The organism is Sphingomonas lacusdianchii, from assembly GCF_022664395.1.
GTDB lineage: Bacteria > Pseudomonadota > Alphaproteobacteria > Sphingomonadales > Sphingomonadaceae > Sphingomonas > Sphingomonas lacusdianchii.
On sequence record NZ_JAKRET010000006.1, the window covers coordinates 148,165 to 169,486 of the forward strand.

Genomic DNA, 21,322 nt, shown 5'->3' on the forward strand with positions numbered 1-21,322 from the left:
AGTCCGCTTTGGTTAATGATTCGTAGTGTTTAGCACTTTGCGGGAGTGGCGTGGCAAATGCGTTTCGAGCCTTGCCGCGCCCTGCTTACCCGGTCTTCCACTGGCCTTCGTTCCGCAGGAACGACAGCCGCGGACTGGCCATCGCGGCGACATGGCGCTTTTCCTGCAGGAAGGTGCGGAACGCGGCGAACTCGACCGGGCGGCTGATGAGATAGCCCTGCACCATGTCGCATCCCATGACGCCGAGCAGCGCCAGTGCGGCAGGCGTCTCGACCCCCTCCGCGGTCACCTCCATGTCGAGCGCATGCGCCAGATCGATGGTCGACCGTACGATCAGCGGGTCGCGGTTGCTGCTGGTCAGTTGCGTTACGAACAGCTTGTCGATCTTCAATTCGCTGGCGGGCAGCCGCTTGAGATAGGCCAGCGACGACAGTCCCGCACCATAGTCGTCGATTGCGAGCGGCACGCCGATATCGGCAAAGGCGCGCAGATTGGCGATGGCGCTTTCAGGATCGCGAATGACCGCGGTCTCGGTGATCTCGAACCCGACCCGCGCATCGCCGCCGCGCACCAGCGCACAGGCGTCGCGGACGAACCCCGGGTCGGACAGCAGCACGCCGGAAATATTGATGAAGATCGGAATATCATAGCCGGCCGCGGCGATGGCCCGCTGATCGAGGATCACCCGGCGGATGATCCACAGCGTCAATGCGCCGATCGCATTCGATCGTTCGGCGGCCTCGATGAAGTCGCCCGGCAGGATCAACCCGCGTGTCGGGTGCCGCCAGCGCACCAAAGCTTCCGCGCTCGCCACACATTGCTGCCGCACCCGGACCTTGGGCTGATATTGCAGGAAGATCTGGCCGCTCTCGATCGCGGCAGGTAGCTCGCGCATCAACTGGATGGGATCATGGCCGGCCACCGGATCGTTCAGGTGGCGTAGCACGTCGGCATTGGCTTGCCGCGCATCTGACAGCGCCTCTTCGGCAGCTTCGATCAACCGGACGTCGTCATGCTCGGCCGCTTCCGCCCCGACACCACCGATTCGCAGCGACAGGCGGTAGGTTTCGCCGTCGAGGTCGAACGCCGGCGCCATCGCGGCGTGAATCCGCTCCAGCATTCTGGGACCGGCCGCTGCCGATTCGCCCGCGAACCCCAGTTCGATCGCCCCCCGCCCGACCGGCGCCACGCGAATCGCCGGGATCGCGGCGGCGATTCGCGCCGAAACATCTTCCGGCACCGCTGCCGCCCGCGCGATCCCGACCGCGCGACGCAGCGTCGCAAAATCGTCCACTTCTGCTAGAAAGACAAAGCTATGCCATGCCGTCAGCACCGGCGGCAGCGCTTCGGTCCCGACAGGCATACCGGACACGGGACGTGACCGTCCCTCGTGTCCCGAAAGCCCGCCCAGCGGGATATGATTCGAATCGGCGCGTGCCATGGTGGAACCATCGCTACCGCCCGAACCCCAAAGCTTCGGTTAACGTTCGCATTTGAAAGGACGCAGTTTTCTTGCAATTAGAATTTGGCGTATGGTTAATTTTCGGTTAATGTCCGCTTGCGCTTCGGCGTAACTGGGAGAATGAAAATGCAGGCGTTTTTCGCTCTGTTCCGTGACGGCTACGGCGAAGATCTTCGTCCGGTCTAACTGGAATACGCGTCCTGGGTCGGGACGGTTCGCCGTCACGACCCAGGCGTTTTTGCGTCCGGCCGCCCCGTTGTTCATCCCCCTTCCCCGCCCGCCCCGGCAAAGCTGAACTGGCGGGTCTCGCAAGAATCCTTGTCTTGTCGCTAGGCCTTTGGTCGCTACCTGCGACAGGACCATGACCGATCCCATCATCCGCCGCCTGACCCACCTCGAACGGCTCGAGGCGGAAAGCATCCATATCCTGCGCGAAGTGGTCGCCGAGGCCGAACGGCCGGTGATGCTCTATTCGGTCGGCAAGGATTCGGCGGTGATGCTGCATCTCGCCAAAAAGGCATTCTATCCCGCGCCGCCGCCCTTTCCGCTTCTCCATGTCGACACGACGTGGAAATTCCGCGCGATGTACGACCTGCGCGACAAGGCGGCACGCGATGCCGGCATGGAATTGCTGGTCCACCACAATCCGGAGGCACAGGCGCGCGGCATCAACCCGTTCGACCATGGCAGCCTGCATACCGATTTGTGGAAGACCGAGGGGCTCAAGCAGGCGCTCGACAAATATGGCTTCGACGCCGCCTTCGGTGGCGCGCGCCGCGACGAGGAGAAGAGTCGCGCCAAGGAACGCGTCTTCTCCTTCCGCTCGGCCAATCATCGCTGGGACCCCAAGGCGCAGCGGCCCGAGCTATGGCATCTGTACAACGCGCGGAAAGCCAAGGGCGAATCGATTCGGGTCTTTCCGCTGTCGAACTGGACCGAACTCGACATCTGGCAATATATCCTGCGCGAGAAGATCGAGATCGTCCCGCTCTATTTCGCCGCCCCCCGCCCGACCGTGGAGCGTGACGGCATGCTGCTGATGGTCGATGACGACCGCTTCCGCCTGTTGCCCGGCGAAGTGCCGGTTGAACGGTCGATCCGTTTCCGTACGCTCGGCTGCTACCCGCTGACCGGCGCGGTCGAGAGCGAGGCGGCGACGCTCAGTGACGTGATCCAGGAAATGCTGCTCACCACCACCTCCGAACGACAGGGGCGCGCGATCGATCGCGACGCCGGGTCGGCCAGCATGGAAAAAAAGAAGCAGGAAGGTTACTTCTGATGGCGACCTCCCCCGCCTATACCCCCGACGCGCTGATCGCGGCGGATATTGACGCCTATCTGGCACAGCATCAGAACAAGTCGCTGCTCCGCTTCATCACCTGCGGTTCGGTCGACGACGGCAAATCGACGCTGATCGGCCGGCTGCTCTATGATTCGAAGATGATCTTCGAGGATCAGTTGGCGGCACTGGAGAACGATTCGAAGCGGGTCGGTACCCAGGGGCAGGAGATCGACTTCGCGCTGCTGGTCGACGGCCTCGCCGCCGAGCGCGAACAGGGCATCACCATCGACGTCGCCTATCGCTTCTTCGCGACCGAGAAGCGCAAGTTCATCGTCGCCGATACGCCCGGCCACGAACAATATACCCGCAACATGGTCACCGGCGCGTCGACCGCCGACCTGGCGGTGATCCTGATCGACGCGCGCAAGGGCGTGCTGACCCAGACGCGGCGGCACAGCTATCTCGCGCACTTGATCGGCATCCGTCACATCGTGCTGGCGGTGAACAAGATGGATTTGGTCGGCTATGATCGGGCGACCTTCGACCGCATCGTCGCCGATTATGCCGCCTTCGTCGAATCGATCGGCATCGCCGGCTTCACCGCGATCCCGCTATCGGGGTTCAAGGGCGACAATATTGCCGCCGCCTCCGTCAATACGCCGTGGTACACCGGCCCGGCGCTGATCGAGCATCTCGAATCGGTCGAACTGGACAGCGAGGCGGCGGCCGCGCGGCCGTTCCGGCTGCCGGTGCAATGGGTCAACCGCCCCGATCTCGACTTCCGTGGCTTTGCCGGGCTGATCGCCAGCGGCACCATCCGTCCGGGCGATGCCGTCCGCGTGCTGCCGTCGGGCAGGACGTCGCGCGTCGCGCGCATCGTGTCGATGGACGGCGATCTGGAACAGGCGGTCGCCGGACAGTCGGTGACGCTGACGCTGACCGACGAGATCGACTGTTCGCGCGGCGACGTGATCGCCGCCGCCGACGCTCCGCCGCAGGTCGCCGATCAGTTCCGCGCGACGATCGTGTGGATGGACGGCGAACCGCTGCTCCCCGGTCGTGCCTATTGGCTGAAGACCGGTGCGGGCACCGTGTCGGCGACGGTCCAGCCGCCGCGCCATGCCATCGACGTCAACACGCTGGCGGAATTATCGGTCAAGACGCTGTCGCTCAACGATATCGGCGTCGCCGACGTCTTCACCGATCGCGGCATCGCCTTCGAACCCTATGCCGACGATCGCGACCTTGGCGGGTTCATCCTCATCGATAAGATCACCAACGCCACCATCGCCGCCGGCATGATCGACTATTGCCTGCGCCGCAGCCAGAACGTCCATTGGCAGTCGATCGATATCACGCGCGAAGCCCATGCCGCGCAGAAGAACCAGTCCCCGCGCGTGCTATGGTTCACCGGCCTGTCGGGATCGGGCAAGTCGACCATTGCTAATCTGGTGGAGAAGAAACTTCACGCGTTGGGCAAGCACAGCTTCCTGCTCGATGGCGACAATGTCCGCCACGGATTGAACCGCGACCTGGGCTTCACCGATGCCGACCGGGTCGAGAATGTTCGCCGCGTCGGCGAGGTCGCCAGGCTGATGGCCGACGCCGGGCTGATCGTGCTGACCGCGTTCATCTCGCCCTTCCGCGCCGAGCGCGATCTGGCGCGATCGATGCTGCCGGCGGGCGAGTTCGTCGAGGTGTTCGTCGATACGCCTCTGGCGGTGGCCGAGGCGCGCGACGTGAAGGGGCTGTATGCCAAGGCGCGCAGCGGCAAGCTGGCCAATTTCACCGGCATCGACAGCCCGTACGAACCGCCGCTCGCGCCCGAAATCCGCGTCGACACCACGCAAGAGACGCCCGAGGCCGCGGCGGAACGAATCGTCGAACATATTCTCGGCATCTGGGCACCGATATTGTGACCGACGACGCACTGCTCGCTACCGCGATCGCCGCCGAGGCGGGCAAGCTGCTGCTCGCCATTCGCGCGGAGGGTCGGGAAACCGGCAAGGCATTGGGCGACCGGGGGGATCGCGAAGCGAATGCCCTGATCCTCGACCGGCTGCGCGCCGCCCGCCCCGATGCCTTCGTGCTGTCGGAGGAGTCGGCCGACGACAAGGCGCGCTGTGCCGCCGCGCAGACGTGGATCGTCGATCCGCTCGATGGGACGCGCGAATATGCCGAGGGGCGCGACGACTGGGCGGTGCATGTCGCGCTGGCCGTCGGTGGCCGGGCCGAAGCGGGCGCGGTCGCCCTGCCATCGCTCGGCATCACCCTGTCGAGCAGTCCGGCGCCGGTCGTTCCCGCCCGCCCGGCGCGCGCCCGCATGGTCGTGAGCCGCACCCGCCCCGCGCCACAGGCGCTGGCGGTGGCGGAGGCGATCGACGCCGAACTCATCCCGATGGGGTCGGCCGGCGCCAAGGCGATGGCGGTGGTCCGCGGCGAAGCGGACATCTATCTACACGCGGGCGGGCAATATGAATGGGATAGCTGCGCCCCCGTCGCCGTCGCGCTGGCCGCCGGGTTGCATGCGTCCCGGATCGACGGGTCGCCCCTCTATTACAACTGCATGGATACCTGGCTGCCCGATCTGCTGATCTGTCGGCGCGACGATGCGGCACGGATCCTGCCGATCATCGCCGGTCTAGCGAGCGGCGGGTAGCGTCAGGATCGCACGCGCGCCGCGGCCCGGCCCGTCGCTTTCGAGGCGGAGATGACCACCCATCGCCGCCACCGCGTTCGCACACCAGTGCAGGCCGAGGCCGCCCGAACGGTGAACCCGCGTCGAATAGCCACGCTGGAACAGGCGCGCGGCGGCCTCGGTGGCAAATCCTTCGCCGTCATCGGTGACGACCATCGTCACCCCACCCGGTTCGCCCAGCAAAGTGACGTCGACCTGCCCGGCCGCGCCCGCCTGTGCCGCGATCGCCTCGGCCGCGTTGCGGAACAGGTTGCCGATCACCTGGCTCAAGATCACCCGGTTTGCCGAAACCCAACAAGGTCGCGCCGGAAAGGCAAAGGCAATCGACCGGTCGCCGCCATAGCGGGCGATGGCGGCGTTGCGCGCGATCAGGTCGGTCACGTCGCAACGTTCGCATACCGGTCCTTCCCCCACCGGTGAATCGCCGACGATGTCGAGTACGTTGGCGAGGGCGCTGCGCCCGGTTTCGAACTGTGCCATCCGCTCGACCCGTGCCCGGGCAACCGCGTCGACTGCGGCAAGCACGAATTCGACCAGCTTCGCGCGGCGATCGGGCGGCAGGTCGTCGCGCCCGAGCTCGGTGACCGCCCGCTCGATCAAGCCACGTTCGGCGACGGCCGGCTGGGCTAGGCTGTGCGACAGAATCGCGCTGATCGGCGACAACCCGTTGCGGATATTGTGCGCCATCGCCGTGCGGCTCTCTGCCCGGCCGAGGTCGAACGCCCGAAGTTCCAGCTGCCCGGTGCGATCCCGCAACCGGCCGAACATCCGGTTCAATGCGGTGGCGAGAGCCGCGACCCTGTCGCGGTTAGGTCCGGCATCGAGCAGGGCGACCTTGCCGGTGTCGGCGATCGCCGCCACCTGCCGCTCGATCCGCGCCAGTCGCCGGGCGGTCCGGCGATCGCGGGCATGGGCCATCGCCGCCAGCACCATCGGGCCGCCGGCAAGTGCGGCCAGGCCCAATCGCCGAACCACCGACGATCGCGCAGTCACCGGTTCGCCGACAACCGGCGGCGGTCGAGGCCGTCGGTCGCCAGCGCTGTCGCAGCGGCCCCATCGAGCGGACGGGCGAAATGATGGCCCTGCAGATGCGAACAGCCGGCGACGCGCAGCGCCTGCACCTGTGCCTCGGTCTCGACCCCCTCGGCCACCACTTCCAGCCGCAGCGCACGGGCGAGGTGGATGATCGAATGGACGATCGCCACGCTCTCGCGCTCGCGCCCCATGCCGTCGATGAAGCTGCGGTCGATCTTCAGACAGTCGAGCGCGAACTTGCGGATATTGTAGAGCGACGAATAGCCGGTCCCGAAATCGTCGAGCGCGATGCGGAACCCCCGTTCGCGCAGCTCGAGCAGCGTGGCGGCGGCGCGTTCGGCATTGTCGAAGATCGCGGTCTCGGTAATCTCGATCTGCAACCGGTCGGGCGCGATACCCGCACGTCGTACGCGATCGACCAGATACGGCGCGAAGTTCGGCCGGCGGAACTGGCGCGGGGAGACGTTCACCGACACATATTGTCCCGGCAGGCGCGGCAGGATGGCCAACACCTCGTCCAGCACCCAGTCGCCCAGTTCGTGGATCAGGTTCGATTCCTCGGCCACGGCGACGAACATCGCCGGGCTGACGTCGCGATAATCGGGCGTATTCCATCGCAACAGCGCCTCGAACGCGACGATGTCCAGCGTGTCGCGGGCAATGATCGGCTGGTACAGCAGCGCCATCTCGCCTTGCGCGATCGCCCTGGTCAGCCCCTGTTCGATTCCGCGCCGGAAACGGATCGATTCGTCCATGCTGTCGTCGAACCGGCGCACGACACCGCGCCCGGCCCGCTTGGCCTCGTTCAGCGCAAGGTCGGCGCGGCGCATCACGTCGACCGGATCGCGCCCGCCCTCGCCGTCCGCCAACACCATTCCGACCGACGCGGCCCCGCGCACCGGATGGCCGAACACCAGCAGATCGGTCGAACAGGCACGGACTAGCCGCTCGCATCGCTCCATCGCATCGGCTTCGTCGGCGACGCGCAACAGGACGCCGAATTCGTCGCCGCCCAGCCGCGCGACGAAGCCGTCGTCACCAACCTGTTCGATCAGGATCGCGCAGACGATGCGGATCAGTTCGTCCCCGACCAAGTGACCGAGCGTGTCGTTGATGAGCTTGAACCGGTCGAGATCGATCATCGCCATCGCGAACCGGTCGGTCCCGCGCAGCCTGTCGGTCAGGACACGCAGAAACGCCAGCCGGTTGGGCGCATCGGTCAGCGGATCGTGATTGGCGAGATGGATGGCCTTGCTCTCGTTCGCCGCCAGTTCGCGCGCCTGTTCCTCCAGTTCGGCGACCTTCGCCGCCAGCGCCGCGCGGGTCACCGCCAGTTCGCGATCCGCGAGCCAACGATGGGACAGCGCCAGGGCGGTCTGCTGCACCTCTTCGGCGGTCAGCGGCTTGGCGAGATAGAAGATGCGGTCGGGCGGCCCGGCATCGCGAGCGATTTCCGCGGCCGCGACGTCCGAATATCCGGTGACGATCACGATCTGCAAATCGGGGTCGAGCGCGCGGATCCGCGCCGCCGTCTCGCGCCCGTCCATGCCGGGCGGCATGCGGATATCGATGAGGGCGACGGCAAAGCGGGTGTCGTCGCGCACGCTGTCGGCGACGGCGGCAACCGCATCCGCCCCCTGATGCACATGCGTCGGGATCAGGCGCAGAGGTTGCGGGTCGCGCGCGCCGACATCGGCGAACAGATCGGCGGCGAGACCCGCCAGCGCGCCGGCATCGTCGGCGATGCGCAGCGACAGGCGATAGGATTCATGGACCGCGGCGTCATCGTCGACGATCAATATGCGCGCCGATGATCGTTCGTCGTCCATGGTCGCGGTACCGCTGCTCAAAAGGGCGGTCTTCGGACCGCGTGCCAATCGGGTCAGCGCGTCGCATCCATTTTCGATCCAGGTTACCGGTCGCTTAACCCTCTTTTTGCTGCACCGCGTCGCATCTGGTCACTGCGACCGGTACCTGTCAGAAGCACGCCATGGGCGCGCATCACCATGGCCATGGCCACGATCAACACTCGCACGGACATCCCGGGCACGGGCATCACGGGCACGGGCATCATGGCCACAGCCATGCTCCCGCCGATTTCGGTCGTGCCTTCGCGATCGGGACGCTGCTCAACATCGGCTTCGTCCTGATCGAAGGGGCAGCGGGCTTCTGGTATGATTCGATGGCGTTGCTGGCCGATGCCGGCCACAATCTGTCGGACGTGCTGGGCCTGCTGATCGCATGGGGCGGGGTGGAACTGGCCAAGCGCCCGGCGTCGAAGCGTTTTACCTATGGGCTGGGCGCGTCGACGATCCTTGCCGCGCTCGCCAATGCGCTGGTGCTGCTGATCGCGGTCGGTGCGATCCTGCTGGAAACGATCCAGCGACTGGGATCGCCGCGTCCGATTGACGGTCTGCCGGTGATATGGGTCGCGCTCGCCGGGATCGTCGTCAACCTCGCCACCGCCTTGCTGTTCGCGCGCGGGCGGCATGGCGACGTCAATATCCGCGGCGCCTATCTGCACATGGCCGCCGATGCGGCGGTGTCGGCCGGGGTGGTGATCGCCGGCTTCGCCATATTGTGGACCGGTGCTGGCTGGATCGATCCGGTCGTCAGCCTGATCGTCGTCGCGATCATCCTGATCGGGACATGGAGCCTGCTCAGCGAATCGCTGCTGCTGGCGCTACAGGCGGTGCCGCGCGGGATCGATGCGGTCGCGGTCGAAGCGATGCTGGCCGGCCTGCCCGGCGTGGCGCGGGTCCATGACCTGCATATCTGGCCGATGAGCACGACCGAAACCGCGCTGACCGCGCATCTGGTGGTCCCCGACGGCCATCCCGGTGACGGCTTTCTGGTCGAGCTGTCGGAGGAACTGGAGCATCATTTCGGCATCGGCCATGCGACGGTACAGATCGAGACCGGCGACGATTGCGGGCTGACCCACGCGCATTGAGGGGAAGGTCCCGTCGCAGCTGAGCGTATCCGCGCGCGGGCGAGGCCTTTGCGGAAGCTGGACCGTCAATCCCATCTCCGTCTTACCCCGGCGGAGGCCGGGGTCCAGTTGGAAAGGCTTTTCAGCAAGTTGCGAACGTTACCCAACTGGGCCCCGGCCTTCGCCGGGGCACGAAAAAGGAAGTTTCGCATAGGTCTCGCGCGGACGGGGATCCGGGGTCATCGAACGCAACGTTGGCACGCTCGGCTCTGGATCCCCGCCTGCGCCGGGATATGGCTTCAACTGAAGTCGGTCAGCGCACCACCGATACCCGATAGACCATCCGGTGATGATACGGCTTGCCCGGTTCGACCCGCGCCGATCCGAACGCCGGCTGGTTCGGCGTATCGGGGAATTTCTGCGGTTCGAGCGCAATGCCGTCGCCCATGCGATAGACATGGCGGTTCTTGCCGATCAGCGTGCCGTCGATGAAATTGCCCGAATAGAATTGCACGCCGGGTTCGGTGGTCAGCACTTCGAGCACGCGGCCCGATGCCGGGTCTTCGAGGCGCGCGGCCAGCTTCGGCTCCTTGGTCATGCCGGCGTCGAGCACGAAATTATGGTCGTATCCACGCCCGGCAATGATCTGCGGATCGCGCCCGTCGCGGACGTCCTGCCCGACGATCCGCCCGCGGGTGAAATCGAACACCGTGCCGGCGACCGGGCGACGCTCGCCGGTCGGGATCAGCGCATCGTTGACCGGCGTGTAGCGGCTGGCGGGGATAGTCAGCTTATGGGTCATCGTACCCAGCGTGCTGCCCTCGCCGCCCATGTCGAACAGCGCATGGTTGGTCAGGTTGACGATGGTCGGCGCGTCGCTCTTCGCATCGAAATCGATGGTCAGCGCGCCCTTGTCGTCGAGCGCATAGGTGACAGTCACGTCGAGCGTACCCGGGTAACCCTGATCGCCATTCGGGCTGTTGAGCGTCATCGTCACCGACGCGCTCGGGCCGTCCTTGACCGACACGATCCGCCACACGCGCTTGTCGAAGCCGACCGTGCCGCCGTGCAGCGAATTGGCCTTGTCGTTCTGCGTCAGCTGATAGGCCTTGCCGTCGAGCGTGAACTTGCCGCCGGCGATACGGTTGGCATAGCGGCCGATCGTCTGACCCCAGTAATTGGGGGCGGTGACGTAGCTGGCGGCATCGTCATAGCCGAGCGTGATGTCGGCGACCTTGCCCTTGCGGTCGGGGGCGTTGAACGCTTGCAGGGTGGCGCCGAGCGTCATGATCTTCGCGCTGACGCCGTTGCTGCCGGTCAGCGTCACCATCTCGACCGCCGTGCCGTCGGGCAGCTTGCCGAAGCTCGACCGCTTGGCGGTGGCTGCGTTGGCCGCACCGCCACACAAACTCGTTGCGATGGCCAATGTGCTGACCAGAAACGCCTTTTTCATCGTCACCCTCCCAATGCCGCCGGCGGGCGTTCGCGCCGCGTCCGGTTCGTCGGGAGGGGTATAGTCAGACAATAAGCGCTTGTTCAAGCGGCGAGCGGCGCAAAGCTCAACCGTCGCCCAGCCGTTCGATATCGGCCCCGACCGCCTGCAGCTTTTCCTCCAGCCGTTCATAGCCGCGGTCGAGGTGATAGACGCGGCTGACGGACGTCTCTCCCTCTGCCGCCAATCCGGCGATGATGAGGCTCATCGATGCGCGCAGGTCGGTCGCCATCACCGGCGCGCCGACCAGGCCGGCGACACCACGCACCACCGCCGAACGGCCGGTGACGGTGATGTCCGCGCCCATCCGCGCCAGTTCGGGGACGTGCATGTAGCGGTTTTCGAAGATCGTCTCGGTCAGCACACTCGCGCCGTCGGCACGGGTCAGCAGCGCCATGAACTGCGCCTGCATGTCGGTGGCGAAGCCCGGATAGGGCGCGGTCGACAGGTTGACGGGGCGGATGTCGCCACCCGCCTCGACGAACAGCGAAGTCGCTTCCTCACGCACCGCGACGCCGGCCTCGACCAGCGCGTCGATCGTCGCGCGCATGTCGGAGGGTACGACATTGGCCAATTCGACCGCGCCGCCGGTGATCGCCGCGGCACAGGCATAGCTGCCCGCCTCGATCCGGTCGGGCATCACCGCATAGGTCGCGCCGTGCAGCTTCTCGCGGCCCTCGATGGTCAGCGTGTCGCTGCCGATGCCGTCGATGCTGGCGCCCATCGCGACGAGGCAGCGGCACAGGTCGACGATCTCCGGCTCGCGCGCGGCGTTTTCGAGGACGCTGGTCCCCTTGGCCAGCACCGCCGCCATCACCGCATTCTCGGTCGCGCCGACCGAGACGACCGGGAAGCGATAGCGCCCGCCGGGCAAGCGTCCGCCGGGCGCAGTCGCCTTTACATAGCCCGCCGCCAGCTCGATCTCGGCGCCCAGCGCTTCGAGCGCCTTCAGGTGCAGGTCGATCGGGCGGTTGCCGATCGCGCAGCCGCCGGGCAGCGACACCGTCGCCTCGCCCGCACGTGCGACCAGCGGGCCGAGCACGAGGATCGACGCGCGCATCTTACGGACGATGTCATAGGGTGCGACCGTTGAGGTCAGCCGCTGGCCGCGCATCGTCATCACCCGGCCGAATTCGCTCGGGTGCGAACCCTCGACCGTGGTCGACACGCCGAACTGGTTGAGCAGGTGGCCGAAACTGTCGACGTCCGCCAGGCGTGGCAGGTTGCGCAGCGTCAGCGGCTCTTCAGTCAGCAGCGCACAGGGCAGCAGGGTAAGCGCGGCGTTCTTCGCGCCAGAAATGACGATGCGGCCGGACAGGCGATTGCCGCCGCGAATGACGATACGATCCATGGGGCAGCTTCTAGTGGGTACGCGGGGGTGTGCAAGAGGTGCACGTCAATCCTCCCCGTTCACGGGGAGGGGGACCGTCGCCGAAGGCGATGGTGGAGGGGGATCGCCGCAAACGCTACGGTTCCGACTGCGGCCCTCCCCCTCCACCAGCCTGCGGCTGGTCCCCCCCCCACCCTGTAGTGGGGATCGTTGTTGCGCTTCAGGCTTTCCCAAACCATGTTCGACGCAGCCAGAAGAACGCCATGACCCATATTGCCATCATGATCGTGACGCTCGCGATACTGGTCGTCATGTCGGTCCGCTACGACCAGCGACGTCGCCGGGTTGCACGCTTACCGATGCAATGGTCGCTGTCGGGCCAGGTCAACTGGACCGCACCCCGTCGGCTGGCGCTTGCCGTCACGCCCGTCCTCGCCGCCATCGTCCTGACCGTGATGACCACGTCTAGCCTTATCGCGCCGCGCGGGGGACAGGATCCCCTGCCAATCCTGCTGCTGGGATCACTGCTGTTCGTCGTCGCCCATGCCTTGCATCTCTATCTGAGCGACCGGACGCTCGACCGCGCGGGCTGACGACGGTTACGCCTTCTCCAGCGTGCATTGCAGCGGGTGCTGGTTCTGCCGCGCGAAGTCCATCACCTGCGCGACCTTGGTCTCGGCGACCTCGTAGGTGAAGACGCCGCAGACGCCGACGCCACGCTGGTGGACGTGCAGCATCACCCGCGTCGCTTCCTCCATGCTCATGCGGAAGAAGCGTTGCAGGCACAGCACGACGAATTCCATCGGGGTATAATCGTCGTTCAGCATCAGCACGCGGTACGGCGTGGGTTTCTTGACGCGGGTCTGGGTGGCGACGCCGAGACCGGTCGAGCGGTCGTCGTCATGGTCGCGGTCGTCACCGGCCATCTGGATGCAAGGCTGTCGAGACATGTCGCCGCAAAATATGGCATGCATGTCCGGCAGGGCAAGAGGGTGCGTGGTCATATGCGCCGAATTGGAAATGACAAAAGGGGCAGCCGCTCGCGCGACCGCCCCCTTCCCTAGCCGGTAAAGGCTAACCGACCGCTTACGCGGTGACCTTCACCTTGTCGGCGGCAACCGCGACGCGGTTGCTGATCGGCTGCGCGGCGTCGCCGGCCAGCTTGATCATCATTTCGGTGGTCTTGGACGCTTCGGCGACGAACGAGTCGAACGACTGGCGGACGAAATCCGACTGCAGCTTCATGAACTCGGTCGGCGACTTGACGGTCGCGAGCGTCTTGGCGGTCGAGGTCGCGTGCTCGAACGACTTGCGGCCAAATTCAGCCATTTCCTGGCCAAGCGATTCGAGGCCCTTGGCGGCGATGCGGCTGGCTTCGACCATCGCTTCGATGTTGCCCTTGGCCATCTCGTTCATTTCCTCGAAGCCCTTAGCGCCCTTTTCGAACGCGGCCTTCGCCTTTTCGTTGAATTCGGTGGTCATCGCCTGCGCCTTGCTGGCGGCGTTCTGGGCGGTGGCGGTCGCTTCGTTGGTGACGTCCATGGTCTTTTCCTCGACTAGAGCGGTGACGGTTTCGACCGCCTTTTCAGTTTCCTCGGCCACGACCTCGACGGTCTCGGCAACGGTCTTGGCCTCTTCCACGACCGGTTCGACTGGCGGCGTCGGGATGACGACGGCGGCGGTTTCGGTCTTGAGAGGCAATTCGGCCGGCGCGGGCTTGGTCGCGGCGACGAACGGTACGGGCGGAAGCTCCGCCTCGACCGGCTCGACCGCCGGGACCACCGGTTCCGGCGCTGCAGGAACGACGGGAGCGGTCGCGACCGACCGGGTGGAACGGGAACTGGCGGGCTTGCGCGCGCCGGTCTTCGGACCTCGCATGGTCACTCGGACATCCTCCATCTGCTACTGCTGCGACGCACCAATTAGGACCAGATTCCTACAGTTTCAAGGCGAAATTTGTGCAGCGCAACATAAATATACGATGCTGTAATTTCAAACGATTTCAGCGGGTGCGCACATAGTCGCCGGGCGCGTCACCCAGCGATGCCGCGCCGCCCCTGCCCGGGATGCGCGCGCCCGTCGCCGGCACGGTCGCACCATCCGCCTCTGCGATCCACCGGCGCCAGTCCGGCCACCAGCTGCCCTTCGTCTCGCGCGCGCCGGCGATGAACGCGGCCAGCGAGTCGGCGGGCTGGTCGTTGGTCCAATATTGATATTTGCCGGCCGAAGGCGGGTTCACGACGCCGGCGATATGCCCCGACCCCGCAAGGACGAAGCGCAGGGGGCCGGCAAAATGCTCGGTCACCTTCCACACGCTTTCGGGCGGGGCGATGTGATCCTCGCGCCCTGCCTGGATATAGGCGGGCGTCTTGACCGTGGTCAGGTCGATCGGGGTGCCGTCGACGGTCATCGACCCCGGCTGCGCCAACCGGTTGTCGCGGTACAGGTCGGTCAGATAGCCCAGATGCCAGTTCGCCGGCAGGTTGGTGACGTCGGCATTCCAGTGCAACAGGTCGAACGGGGCATAGTCGTTGCCGAGCAGATAATTGTTGGTCACGTAATTCCAGATCAGGTCGCGCCCGCGCAGCAGGTTGAAGGTCGCCGCCATGTAGCGCCCGTCGAGATAGCCGTCCTTGCCGACCTGCCGGATCAGGCCGAGCTGATCGTCGTCGACGAACAGCGACAATTCCCCGGCATCGGCGAAATCGACCTGCGCGGTGAAGAAGGTGGCGGTCGCGACCTTCGCCGCCTCGCCCCGCGCCGTGAGCAGCGCCAGCGTTGCCGCCAGCGTCGTGCCCGCCACGCAATAACCGATGGCATGGACCGATTCGACGCCCAGCACCGCACGCACCGTGTCGATCGCATCGATCTGTCCGCGCACGACATAATCGTCCCACGTCACGTCCTTCATCGACGCGTCGGCCGATTTCCACGACACGACGAACACGCTCAGGCCCTGCTCGACCGCCCAGCGGATGAAGCTCTTCTCGGGCGTCAGATCGAGAATGTAGAAACGATTGATCCACGGCGGAAAGATCAGCAGCGGGATCGCGCCGACCTTCTTGGTCGTCGGCGCATAATGGATCAGTTCGTAGAGCGGCGTGCGCTTGATGACCTTGCCCGGCGTGGTCGCGACGTTGCGGCCCAGTTCGAACGCGCTGGTATCGCTCTGGGTCATCTGCCCCTTGGCCATATCGGCCAGCATGTTCTGCAGGCCCTTCAGCAGATTCTCGCCGCGCGTCTCGATGATCTTCTCGACGACCAGCGGGTTGGTCGCGGGAAAGTTGGTCGGACTCATCGCGTCGATCAGGCCGCGGGTGGCGAAACGGATCTGCTCCTTCTGCTTCGGATCGACCCCGTCCAGCGCGTCGACGCCCTTCAGCATATGGTCGGCGACGAGGAAATAGCTTTGGCGGATGAAGGCGAACAGCGGATCGTCATGCCATTGCTTGGCCTTGAACCGTTTGTCGCGCGCGCGCTCCGGCGACTCGTCGACCGGTTCGGCGTTGGCGGGGTCGAGGAAGCGCTGCCACAGCTTCATCGTGTCGGTCCAGAAATCGGTCTGGACCTTCAGCATGCCGGTCGGGTCGGGCAAGGCGGGTGCGCGTTCCATCAGGTCGATGCCCTGCTCCAGCATCATCTGTTGCGCGCGGCCCAGCATCTGCGTCCAATGCTGCAGCTCTTCCAGCGACATGGCCGTCGCGGGCGGCACGTTCGGCTTGTCGGTCATTTTCCTCTCCCAACGGTATCCGGGCCTACCCGTTTATTGCTTCCTAGCGTAAGGGCGATGACGAAAGGAACGAGAATGTCCGACGAATTCTACCGCATGAAGCGCCTGCCCCCCTATGTCATCGCCGAAGTGAACGCGATGCGGGCGGCCGCGCGTGCCGGTGGCGAGGACATTATCGACCTCGGCATGGGCAATCCCGATCTGCCGCCGCCCGACCATGTCATTGAAAAGCTGGTCGAGGTCGCACGCAAGCCTTCGGCGCACGGCTATTCGCAGTCGCGCGGTATTCCGGGACTGCGCCGCGCACAGGCCAATTATTATGGCCGCCGCTTCGGCGTCGATATCGATCCCGACAGCGAAGTCGTGGTGACCATGGGGTCGAAGGAAGGGCTGGCCAGCCTCGCCACCGCGATCACCGCGCCGGGCGACGTCATCCTCGCGCCCAATCCCAGCTACCCGATCCATATGTTCGGCTTCATCATCGCCGGCGCGACAATCCGCGCGGTGCCGACCACGCCGGACGAACATTATTTCGAAAGCCTCGAACGCGCGATGGCGTTCACCGTGCCGCGCCCCAGCGTGCTGGTAATGGGATATCCGTCGAACCCCACCGCCGAGGTCGTCGACCTCGCCTTCTACGAACGCGTCGTCGCCTTCGCGAAGGAGCACGGCCTGTGGATCATCTCCGACCTCGCCTATAGCGAACTCTATTATGACGGCTGCCCGACGCCATCGATCCTGCAGGTGAAGGGTGCGAAGGACGTCGCGATCGAATTCACCTCGCTCAGCAAGACCTATTCGATGGCCGGCTGGCGGATGGGGTTCGGCGTCGGCAACAAGAAGCTGATCGCGGCGATGACGCGGGTGAAGTCCTATCTCGATTACGGTGCCTTCACCCCGATCCAGGCGGCGGCCTGCGCGGCGCTGAACGGTCCGCAGGATATCGTCGAAAAGAACCGACAACTCTATCACAAGCGCCGCGACGTGCTGGTCGAGAGCTTCGGCCGCGCCGGCTGGGACATTCCCTCCCCGCGCGCGTCGATGTTCGCCTGGGCGCCGCTGCCGCCCGCGCTCGCGCATCTGGGCAGCCTCGAATTCGCCAAGCAGTTGCTGACCGAAGCCAAGGTCGCGGTCGCACCCGGCGTCGGCTATGGCGAGAATGGCGAGGGCTATGTCCGGATCGCGATGGTCGAGAACGAACAGCGGTTGCGCCAGGCGGCGCGCAACGTGAAGAAATATCTGCAGTCGATGGGCGTCAATACGCCTGGGCGCAGCGTGGGTTAATCCGCCAGCGATCGTCACTCCCCCACGCGGGAGTGACGAAGGGAGAAGGACGGAACCGCACGCTCTGTCCAAACCTTTACCGCTGGTCCGCAGACGGAGCGTGCCGATGACAACCCTGCCCCTCGAACTCATTCTGCTCGGCTGGTCGGTCGTGCTGCTGGTCGTGGCGTTGATGCTGCAAGGGCAGCTGGCGACGCGCGAGCTGGGGGTCAAATGGAATGCCGGTCCGCGCGACGGGGACCAGCGTCCCCAGCGTGCCCTGGCCGGCCGCGCGCAGCGGGCGCTCGACAATTTCAAGGAAACCTATCCAGCGTTCATCGCGCTCGCACTGGCCTTGGCGGTCAGCGAGCGGACCGGCGGGCTGGGCGCCACGGGCGCGCTGCTGTGGTTCGTCGCGCGTGTCGTCTATCACCCGCTCTATCTGTTCGGCGTACCCTATGTCCGCAGCCTGGTATGGGTCGCGTCGATGTTCGGGCTGTTGCTGATGCTGATCCGGCTATTGTGACAAAGTGTTGCTTGCGCGGTCCCATATTTTCCTCGCTACGCAGCCGTGCGGCGCTGTCGCACCCAGTGGCGCCCGGCATCCCGCACGGGCGGAGTCGACGCCATGTTCCTGTTCAAGGGTCTTGAGAGCCATCCGCGCAGTTTCGTGAAGGCGGTGTCGTGGCGCACCGTCGGGTCGATCGATACCTTCGTACTGGGGTTGCTCTTTTCCGGCTCGGCCAAATTGGCAGGCGCGATCGCCGGCACCGAAGTGCTTACCAAGATCACCCTGTTCTATTTCCATGAGCGCGCATGGTCGCTCGTCCGCTGGGGCCGTCGCGAGGAACCGGTGGCGACCGGCGAAACGGCGACGCTTCCAGCCGGCTGACGGCGCCCGGCCCGTCGCGACGGCACGGGCGTTCCTAATCTGTCAGGCGCCCGACACATCCTCGGGCAGCGACCAGACCAGATCGCCCTTGCCCAGCACCCGCCCGTCATGGCTGTGTACCGCGACCGGCTGCACCGGGCGATGGTCGCGCGCGTCGACCAGCACCGGCGTCGCCGGCACGCCGGTCTCCCACCGCTCGCCCCACTGGCGCAGCGCGACCATTGTCGGCAGCAGCGCATAGCCCTTTTCGGTCAGCCGATATTCAATCTTGCGCCGGTCGCTCTCGACCACGCGGCGTTCGAGAATGCCGTGCCCGACGAGCCGCGACAGCCGGTTCGCAAGGATGTTGCGTGCGATGCCCAGTTCCGACTGGAACTCCTCGAAATGCGACAATCCGTTGAACGATCCGCGCAGGATCAGGAACGACCAGCGCTCGCCCATCGCCTCCAACGCGGCAGGCAGGCTGCACTGGCTGGCCAGGTCGCGCAGCGGTTCTCGAAGAGCGGTCGTCATCCGCTACGGGTCTAGCGCATGGCGGCGGAGAGGGAAATAGTCGTGTTTCGCGTTTGCAGCAAACATATCAACTTGCAACTTACATGAATGTATATTAGCCGGCACTCCAGCCAGATCGCCCTTGGGAGCCCGTGTCGATGAAGATGTTCGCCCTGATGACCGCCGCCGCGCTGACCCTGCCCTTCGCCGCCGCAGCACAGTCGAACCGCGGCTATAGCGCGGTTCCGGTAACCGCACCCGTCAGCGACACGCTCCTGACGCGCAGCACCTTGTGGAAATGCACCGCCGAACGCTGCGCGACGCTGCGTGCCGAAGGTAGCCATCTGACCATGTGCCAGCTTGCCGCGGCACAGCTTGGTCCGCTGACCGCCTTTACCGCCAACGGCACCGCTTTCGCCCCCGAACAGCTCGCCAAGTGCAACATCCGCGCCAAAGGTGCCTGATCCGCGCGAAAACGGTTGCAAAGCCGGCCCGGCCCGCTCCATCTAGTTCCCATGCTGCGGCAGTATGAATTGGTGGAGAGGGTCAAGACCTACGACCCGGATGCGGACGAGGCGCTGCTCAATCGCGCCTATGTCTTTTCGATGCACGCGCATGGCAGCCAGAAGCGCGCATCGGGCGACCCCTATTTCAGCCATCCGATCGAGGTGGCCGGCATCCTGACCGACCTGCACCTCGATGACGAGACGATCGCGACCGCGATCCTGCACGACACGGTCGAGGATACCGTCGCCACCCATGAGGAAATCCAGGCCAAGTTCGGCGTGAACGTCGCGCGGTTGGTCGAGGGGGTGACCAAGCTCAGCAAGATCGAGGCGCAGACCGAGAACGAGCGCGCAGCCGAGAATCTGCGCAAGTTCCTGCTGGCGATGTCCGACGACATTCGCGTGCTGCTGGTGAAGCTGGCCGACCGGCTGCACAATATGCGCACGCTCCATCACATCGCGAAGCCCGAGAAGCGCAAGCGGATCGCCCGCGAGACGATGGATATCTATGCCCCGCTCGCCGAGCGGATCGGCATGTACGAGTTCATGAACGAAATGCAGACGCTGGCATTTCGCGAGATCGAACCCGAAGCCTATGAATCGATCACCCGCCGCCTCGAACAGTTGGAGGAAGGCGGCGGCGACCGCGTCGCCAAGATCGGCGGTGACCTGAAGACCCTGCTCGACCGCCACGGCATTACCGCCGAAGTGTCGGGCCGGCGCAAGCATCCCTATTCGATCTGGCGCAAGATGTCGGAGCGGCACGTCACGCTCGAACAGCTGTCGGACATCATCGCCTTCCGCGCGATCGTCGACAGCGAGGAGGAATGCTACCGCGCATTGGGCATCATCCACCGGCGCTGGCCGATGGTGCCGGGGCGGTTCAAGGACTATATCTCGACGCCCAAGCGCAACGGCTATCGCTCGCTGCACACCAGCGTCATCCATGCCGAGAATATGCGGATCGAGGTGCAGATCCGCACGCGCGAGATGCATGCGCAGGCCGAGTTCGGGCTGGCGGCACACTGGGCGTACAAGCAGGATGCGGTGCGTCCCGATACGCAGGTCCGCTGGATCCGCGACCTCGTCGAGATCCTCGACAATGCCGAGAGTCCCGAGGAGCTGCTCGAACATACCCGCATGGCGATGTATGCCGACCGCATCTTCGCCTTCACGCCCAAGGGCGAGCTGCACCAGTTGCCGAAAGGTGCCACGCCGATCGACTTCGCCTATGCCGTCCACACCGATCTCGGCGATCAGGCGGTGGGCGCGAAGGTCAATGGCGGTGTCGTGCCGCTGCGCACCGAACTCAAGAACGGCGATCAAGTGCAGATCCTGCGATCGAAGGCGCAGCGTCCGCAGGCCAATTGGCTGAACTTCGCGATCACCGGCAAGGCGCGCGCCGCCATTCGCCGTTACATCCGCCAGCGCGAGCGCGACGAGACGGTGGCGCTGGGCAAGCGTATGTATCAGGAACTGATCGCGCGCCTGCCGGTGCCGCCGGGCAGTGATGCATTGGCCGAAGGGCTGAAGCGGCTGAAGATTGCCGACGAAGCGACGCTGTTCGAATGTCTGGCGCATGGCAAGCTGACCGACGAAGCGGTGATGGAGGCGGTAATGCCCGGCGCCGTCGCCGACCCGAAGGCGGAACCGATCCCGGCGCAACGCGCGCCGATCGAGATCAAGGGGCTGACCGCCGGCGTCGGCTACGACCTCGCCACCTGCTGCCATCCGGTGCCGGGCGACCGCATCATCGGCATCCGCCGCGGCGACGGCCGGTTCGAGGTGCATGAGATCGGTTGCGAGACGATCGAGGCGATCGACCCGCATCACTGGATCGACCTGACCTGGGGCAACAATGCCGAGGGGGCGACCGCACGCATCGCGGTGACGCTGAAGAACGAACCCGGTGCGCTGGGGGCGGTGGCGACGGTCATCGGCGGGCACAAGGCGAACATCCTCGGGCTCAGGCTCGACAACCGCGACACGACCTTCCACACCAACACCATCGACGTCGAGGTGCGCGACGCCGCGCATCTGATGAAGCTGCTCGCCGGCCTGCGCGCCGCCGACGCGGTGAACAAGGCCGAACGCCTCTAGATTCTACCCATTTTATGGGGATGGGGACCGCGCCCGAAGGGCGTGGTGGAGGGGCGTCGCCCCAAAAAACGGTATCGTTCGCGGCCCTCCCCCTCCACCATGCTGCGC

20 protein-coding genes are annotated in these 21,322 nt (G+C 65.5%); 10 read left to right on the top strand and 10 right to left on the bottom strand.

Annotated features, from left to right (window positions below; translation table 11 throughout):
• Positions 1-85 precede the first annotated feature (85 nt).
• Both MF607_RS10255 and MF607_RS10260 read right to left on the bottom strand, forming a co-directional pair.
• Positions 86-1,363: an EAL domain-containing protein gene (locus MF607_RS10255; protein WP_242118491.1), complete on the bottom strand. Its 1,278-nt coding sequence runs from the start codon at positions 1,361-1,363 to the stop codon at positions 86-88.
• Between the two features lie 117 nt (positions 1,364-1,480).
• Positions 1,481-1,726 (bottom strand): hypothetical protein, encoded by a 246-nt coding sequence (locus tag MF607_RS10260; protein ID WP_242118256.1) that lies wholly within the window; start codon positions 1,724-1,726, stop codon positions 1,481-1,483.
• Positions 1,727-1,823: 97 nt separating this feature from the next.
• Between MF607_RS10260 and cysD the strand changes: the two genes are divergently transcribed.
• The 3 genes from cysD to MF607_RS10275 are packed head-to-tail and all read left to right on the top strand — an operon-like array spanning position 1,824 to position 5,403.
• Entirely contained in the window at positions 1,824-2,741 is a 918-nt protein-coding gene (gene cysD / locus MF607_RS10265; protein WP_242118259.1) for a sulfate adenylyltransferase subunit CysD, read from the top strand.
• Entirely contained in the window at positions 2,741-4,663 is a 1,923-nt protein-coding gene (gene cysN / locus MF607_RS10270) for a sulfate adenylyltransferase subunit CysN (RefSeq protein WP_242118262.1), read from the top strand. Before cysD ends, cysN begins: the two co-directional genes overlap by 1 nt.
• On the top strand, positions 4,657-5,403 hold the full coding sequence (locus MF607_RS10275) for a 3'(2'),5'-bisphosphate nucleotidase CysQ (RefSeq protein WP_242118493.1): 747 nt from the start codon (positions 4,657-4,659) through the stop codon (positions 5,401-5,403). Before cysN ends, MF607_RS10275 begins: the two co-directional genes overlap by 7 nt.
• On the opposite strand, the gene MF607_RS22920 is transcribed toward MF607_RS10275, so the two are convergent.
• Together MF607_RS22920 and MF607_RS10285 are read right to left on the bottom strand one after the other, a co-directional pair.
• Positions 5,386-6,435: a sensor histidine kinase gene (locus MF607_RS22920; protein WP_242118265.1), complete on the bottom strand. Its 1,050-nt coding sequence runs from the start codon at positions 6,433-6,435 to the stop codon at positions 5,386-5,388. The genes MF607_RS10275 and MF607_RS22920 overlap by 18 nt on opposite strands.
• The gene (locus MF607_RS10285; protein ID WP_242118268.1) at positions 6,432-8,306 is read right to left on the bottom strand and encodes a putative bifunctional diguanylate cyclase/phosphodiesterase; all 1,875 of its coding nucleotides are present in this window, start codon (positions 8,304-8,306) and stop codon (positions 6,432-6,434) included. Before MF607_RS10285 ends, MF607_RS22920 begins: the two co-directional genes overlap by 4 nt.
• Positions 8,307-8,467: 161 nt before the next feature.
• Between MF607_RS10285 and MF607_RS10290 the strand changes: the two genes are divergently transcribed.
• Positions 8,468-9,430, top strand: a complete 963-nt coding sequence (locus MF607_RS10290; protein ID WP_242118270.1) for a cation diffusion facilitator family transporter — start codon at positions 8,468-8,470, stop codon at positions 9,428-9,430.
• Positions 9,431-9,722: 292 nt separating this feature from the next.
• Here the strand turns inward: MF607_RS10290 and MF607_RS10295 are convergent, their stop codons facing one another.
• Together MF607_RS10295 and murA are read right to left on the bottom strand one after the other, a co-directional pair.
• Positions 9,723-10,862, bottom strand: coding sequence for an aldose epimerase family protein (locus MF607_RS10295; protein WP_242118272.1), 1,140 nt, complete (start codon positions 10,860-10,862; stop codon positions 9,723-9,725).
• A gap of 106 nt (positions 10,863-10,968) precedes the next feature.
• The gene (gene murA, locus MF607_RS10300; protein WP_242118274.1) at positions 10,969-12,252 is read right to left on the bottom strand and encodes a UDP-N-acetylglucosamine 1-carboxyvinyltransferase; all 1,284 of its coding nucleotides are present in this window, start codon (positions 12,250-12,252) and stop codon (positions 10,969-10,971) included.
• 242 nt (positions 12,253-12,494) lie between these two features.
• On the opposite strand from murA, the gene MF607_RS10305 reads away from it, so the two are divergent.
• The gene (locus MF607_RS10305) at positions 12,495-12,824 is read left to right on the top strand and encodes a hypothetical protein (protein ID WP_242118276.1); all 330 of its coding nucleotides are present in this window, start codon (positions 12,495-12,497) and stop codon (positions 12,822-12,824) included.
• 6 nt (positions 12,825-12,830) lie between these two features.
• Here the strand turns inward: MF607_RS10305 and clpS are convergent, their stop codons facing one another.
• The 3 genes from clpS to MF607_RS10320 form a co-directional block, all read right to left on the bottom strand.
• A complete protein-coding gene (gene clpS, locus MF607_RS10310; RefSeq protein ID WP_431311938.1) occupies positions 12,831-13,181 on the bottom strand; it encodes an ATP-dependent Clp protease adapter ClpS in 351 nt (116 codons plus the stop codon).
• Between the two features lie 136 nt (positions 13,182-13,317).
• Entirely contained in the window at positions 13,318-14,109 is a 792-nt protein-coding gene (locus MF607_RS10315; RefSeq protein ID WP_242118495.1) for a phasin family protein, read from the bottom strand.
• Positions 14,110-14,233: 124 nt separating this feature from the next.
• Entirely contained in the window at positions 14,234-15,961 is a 1,728-nt protein-coding gene (locus MF607_RS10320; protein WP_242118278.1) for a PHA/PHB synthase family protein, read from the bottom strand.
• Positions 15,962-16,036: 75 nt separating this feature from the next.
• Here MF607_RS10320 and MF607_RS10325 point away from each other — a divergent pair, with 75 nt between their 5' ends.
• The 3 genes from MF607_RS10325 to MF607_RS10335 all read left to right on the top strand — a co-directional run bounded on the left by MF607_RS10325 (position 16,037) and on the right by MF607_RS10335 (position 18,116).
• The gene (locus MF607_RS10325) at positions 16,037-17,245 is read left to right on the top strand and encodes an LL-diaminopimelate aminotransferase (RefSeq protein WP_056459143.1); all 1,209 of its coding nucleotides are present in this window, start codon (positions 16,037-16,039) and stop codon (positions 17,243-17,245) included.
• A gap of 106 nt (positions 17,246-17,351) precedes the next feature.
• Positions 17,352-17,750: an MAPEG family protein gene (locus MF607_RS10330; protein ID WP_242118280.1), complete on the top strand. Its 399-nt coding sequence runs from the start codon at positions 17,352-17,354 to the stop codon at positions 17,748-17,750.
• A 102-nt stretch (positions 17,751-17,852) separates the two neighbouring features.
• Positions 17,853-18,116: a DUF2061 domain-containing protein gene (locus MF607_RS10335; RefSeq protein WP_242118282.1), complete on the top strand. Its 264-nt coding sequence runs from the start codon at positions 17,853-17,855 to the stop codon at positions 18,114-18,116.
• Positions 18,117-18,158: 42 nt separating this feature from the next.
• Here MF607_RS10335 and MF607_RS10340 read toward each other — a convergent pair whose 3' ends face one another.
• Positions 18,159-18,629, bottom strand: coding sequence for a winged helix-turn-helix transcriptional regulator (locus MF607_RS10340; RefSeq protein WP_242118284.1), 471 nt, complete (start codon positions 18,627-18,629; stop codon positions 18,159-18,161).
• A 137-nt stretch (positions 18,630-18,766) separates the two neighbouring features.
• Here MF607_RS10340 and MF607_RS10345 point away from each other — a divergent pair, with 137 nt between their 5' ends.
• Positions 18,767-19,072, top strand: a complete 306-nt coding sequence (locus MF607_RS10345) for a CC_3452 family protein (protein WP_242118286.1) — start codon at positions 18,767-18,769, stop codon at positions 19,070-19,072.
• 51 nt (positions 19,073-19,123) lie between these two features.
• Positions 19,124-21,214, top strand: coding sequence for a RelA/SpoT family protein (locus MF607_RS10350; protein WP_242118288.1), 2,091 nt, complete (start codon positions 19,124-19,126; stop codon positions 21,212-21,214).
• Positions 21,215-21,322 lie beyond the last annotated feature (108 nt).

Coding starts and splice junctions, on each gene's coding strand:
- MF607_RS10255 (WP_242118491.1), bottom strand. CDS start 1,363: ATGCCTGTCGGGACCGAAGCGCTGCCGCCGGTGCTGACGGCATGGCAT.
- MF607_RS10260 (WP_242118256.1), bottom strand. CDS start 1,726: ATGAACAACGGGGCGGCCGGACGCAAAAACGCCTGGGTCGTGACGGCG.
- cysD (WP_242118259.1), top strand. CDS start 1,824: ATGACCGATCCCATCATCCGCCGCCTGACCCACCTCGAACGGCTCGAG.
- cysN (WP_242118262.1), top strand. CDS start 2,741: ATGGCGACCTCCCCCGCCTATACCCCCGACGCGCTGATCGCGGCGGAT.
- MF607_RS10285 (WP_242118268.1), bottom strand. CDS start 8,306: ATGGACGACGAACGATCATCGGCGCGCATATTGATCGTCGACGATGAC.
- MF607_RS10290 (WP_242118270.1), top strand. CDS start 8,468: ATGGGCGCGCATCACCATGGCCATGGCCACGATCAACACTCGCACGGA.
- MF607_RS10295 (WP_242118272.1), bottom strand. CDS start 10,862: ATGAAAAAGGCGTTTCTGGTCAGCACATTGGCCATCGCAACGAGTTTG.
- murA (WP_242118274.1), bottom strand. CDS start 12,252: ATGGATCGTATCGTCATTCGCGGCGGCAATCGCCTGTCCGGCCGCATC.
- MF607_RS10305 (WP_242118276.1), top strand. CDS start 12,495: ATGACCCATATTGCCATCATGATCGTGACGCTCGCGATACTGGTCGTC.
- clpS (WP_431311938.1), bottom strand. CDS start 13,181: ATGTCTCGACAGCCTTGCATCCAGATGGCCGGTGACGACCGCGACCAT.
- MF607_RS10315 (WP_242118495.1), bottom strand. CDS start 14,109: ATGCGAGGTCCGAAGACCGGCGCGCGCAAGCCCGCCAGTTCCCGTTCC.
- MF607_RS10320 (WP_242118278.1), bottom strand. CDS start 15,961: ATGACCGACAAGCCGAACGTGCCGCCCGCGACGGCCATGTCGCTGGAA.
- MF607_RS10325 (WP_056459143.1), top strand. CDS start 16,037: ATGTCCGACGAATTCTACCGCATGAAGCGCCTGCCCCCCTATGTCATC.
- MF607_RS10330 (WP_242118280.1), top strand. CDS start 17,352: ATGACAACCCTGCCCCTCGAACTCATTCTGCTCGGCTGGTCGGTCGTG.
- MF607_RS10335 (WP_242118282.1), top strand. CDS start 17,853: ATGTTCCTGTTCAAGGGTCTTGAGAGCCATCCGCGCAGTTTCGTGAAG.
- MF607_RS10340 (WP_242118284.1), bottom strand. CDS start 18,629: ATGACGACCGCTCTTCGAGAACCGCTGCGCGACCTGGCCAGCCAGTGC.
- MF607_RS10345 (WP_242118286.1), top strand. CDS start 18,767: ATGAAGATGTTCGCCCTGATGACCGCCGCCGCGCTGACCCTGCCCTTC.
- MF607_RS10350 (WP_242118288.1), top strand. CDS start 19,124: ATGCTGCGGCAGTATGAATTGGTGGAGAGGGTCAAGACCTACGACCCG.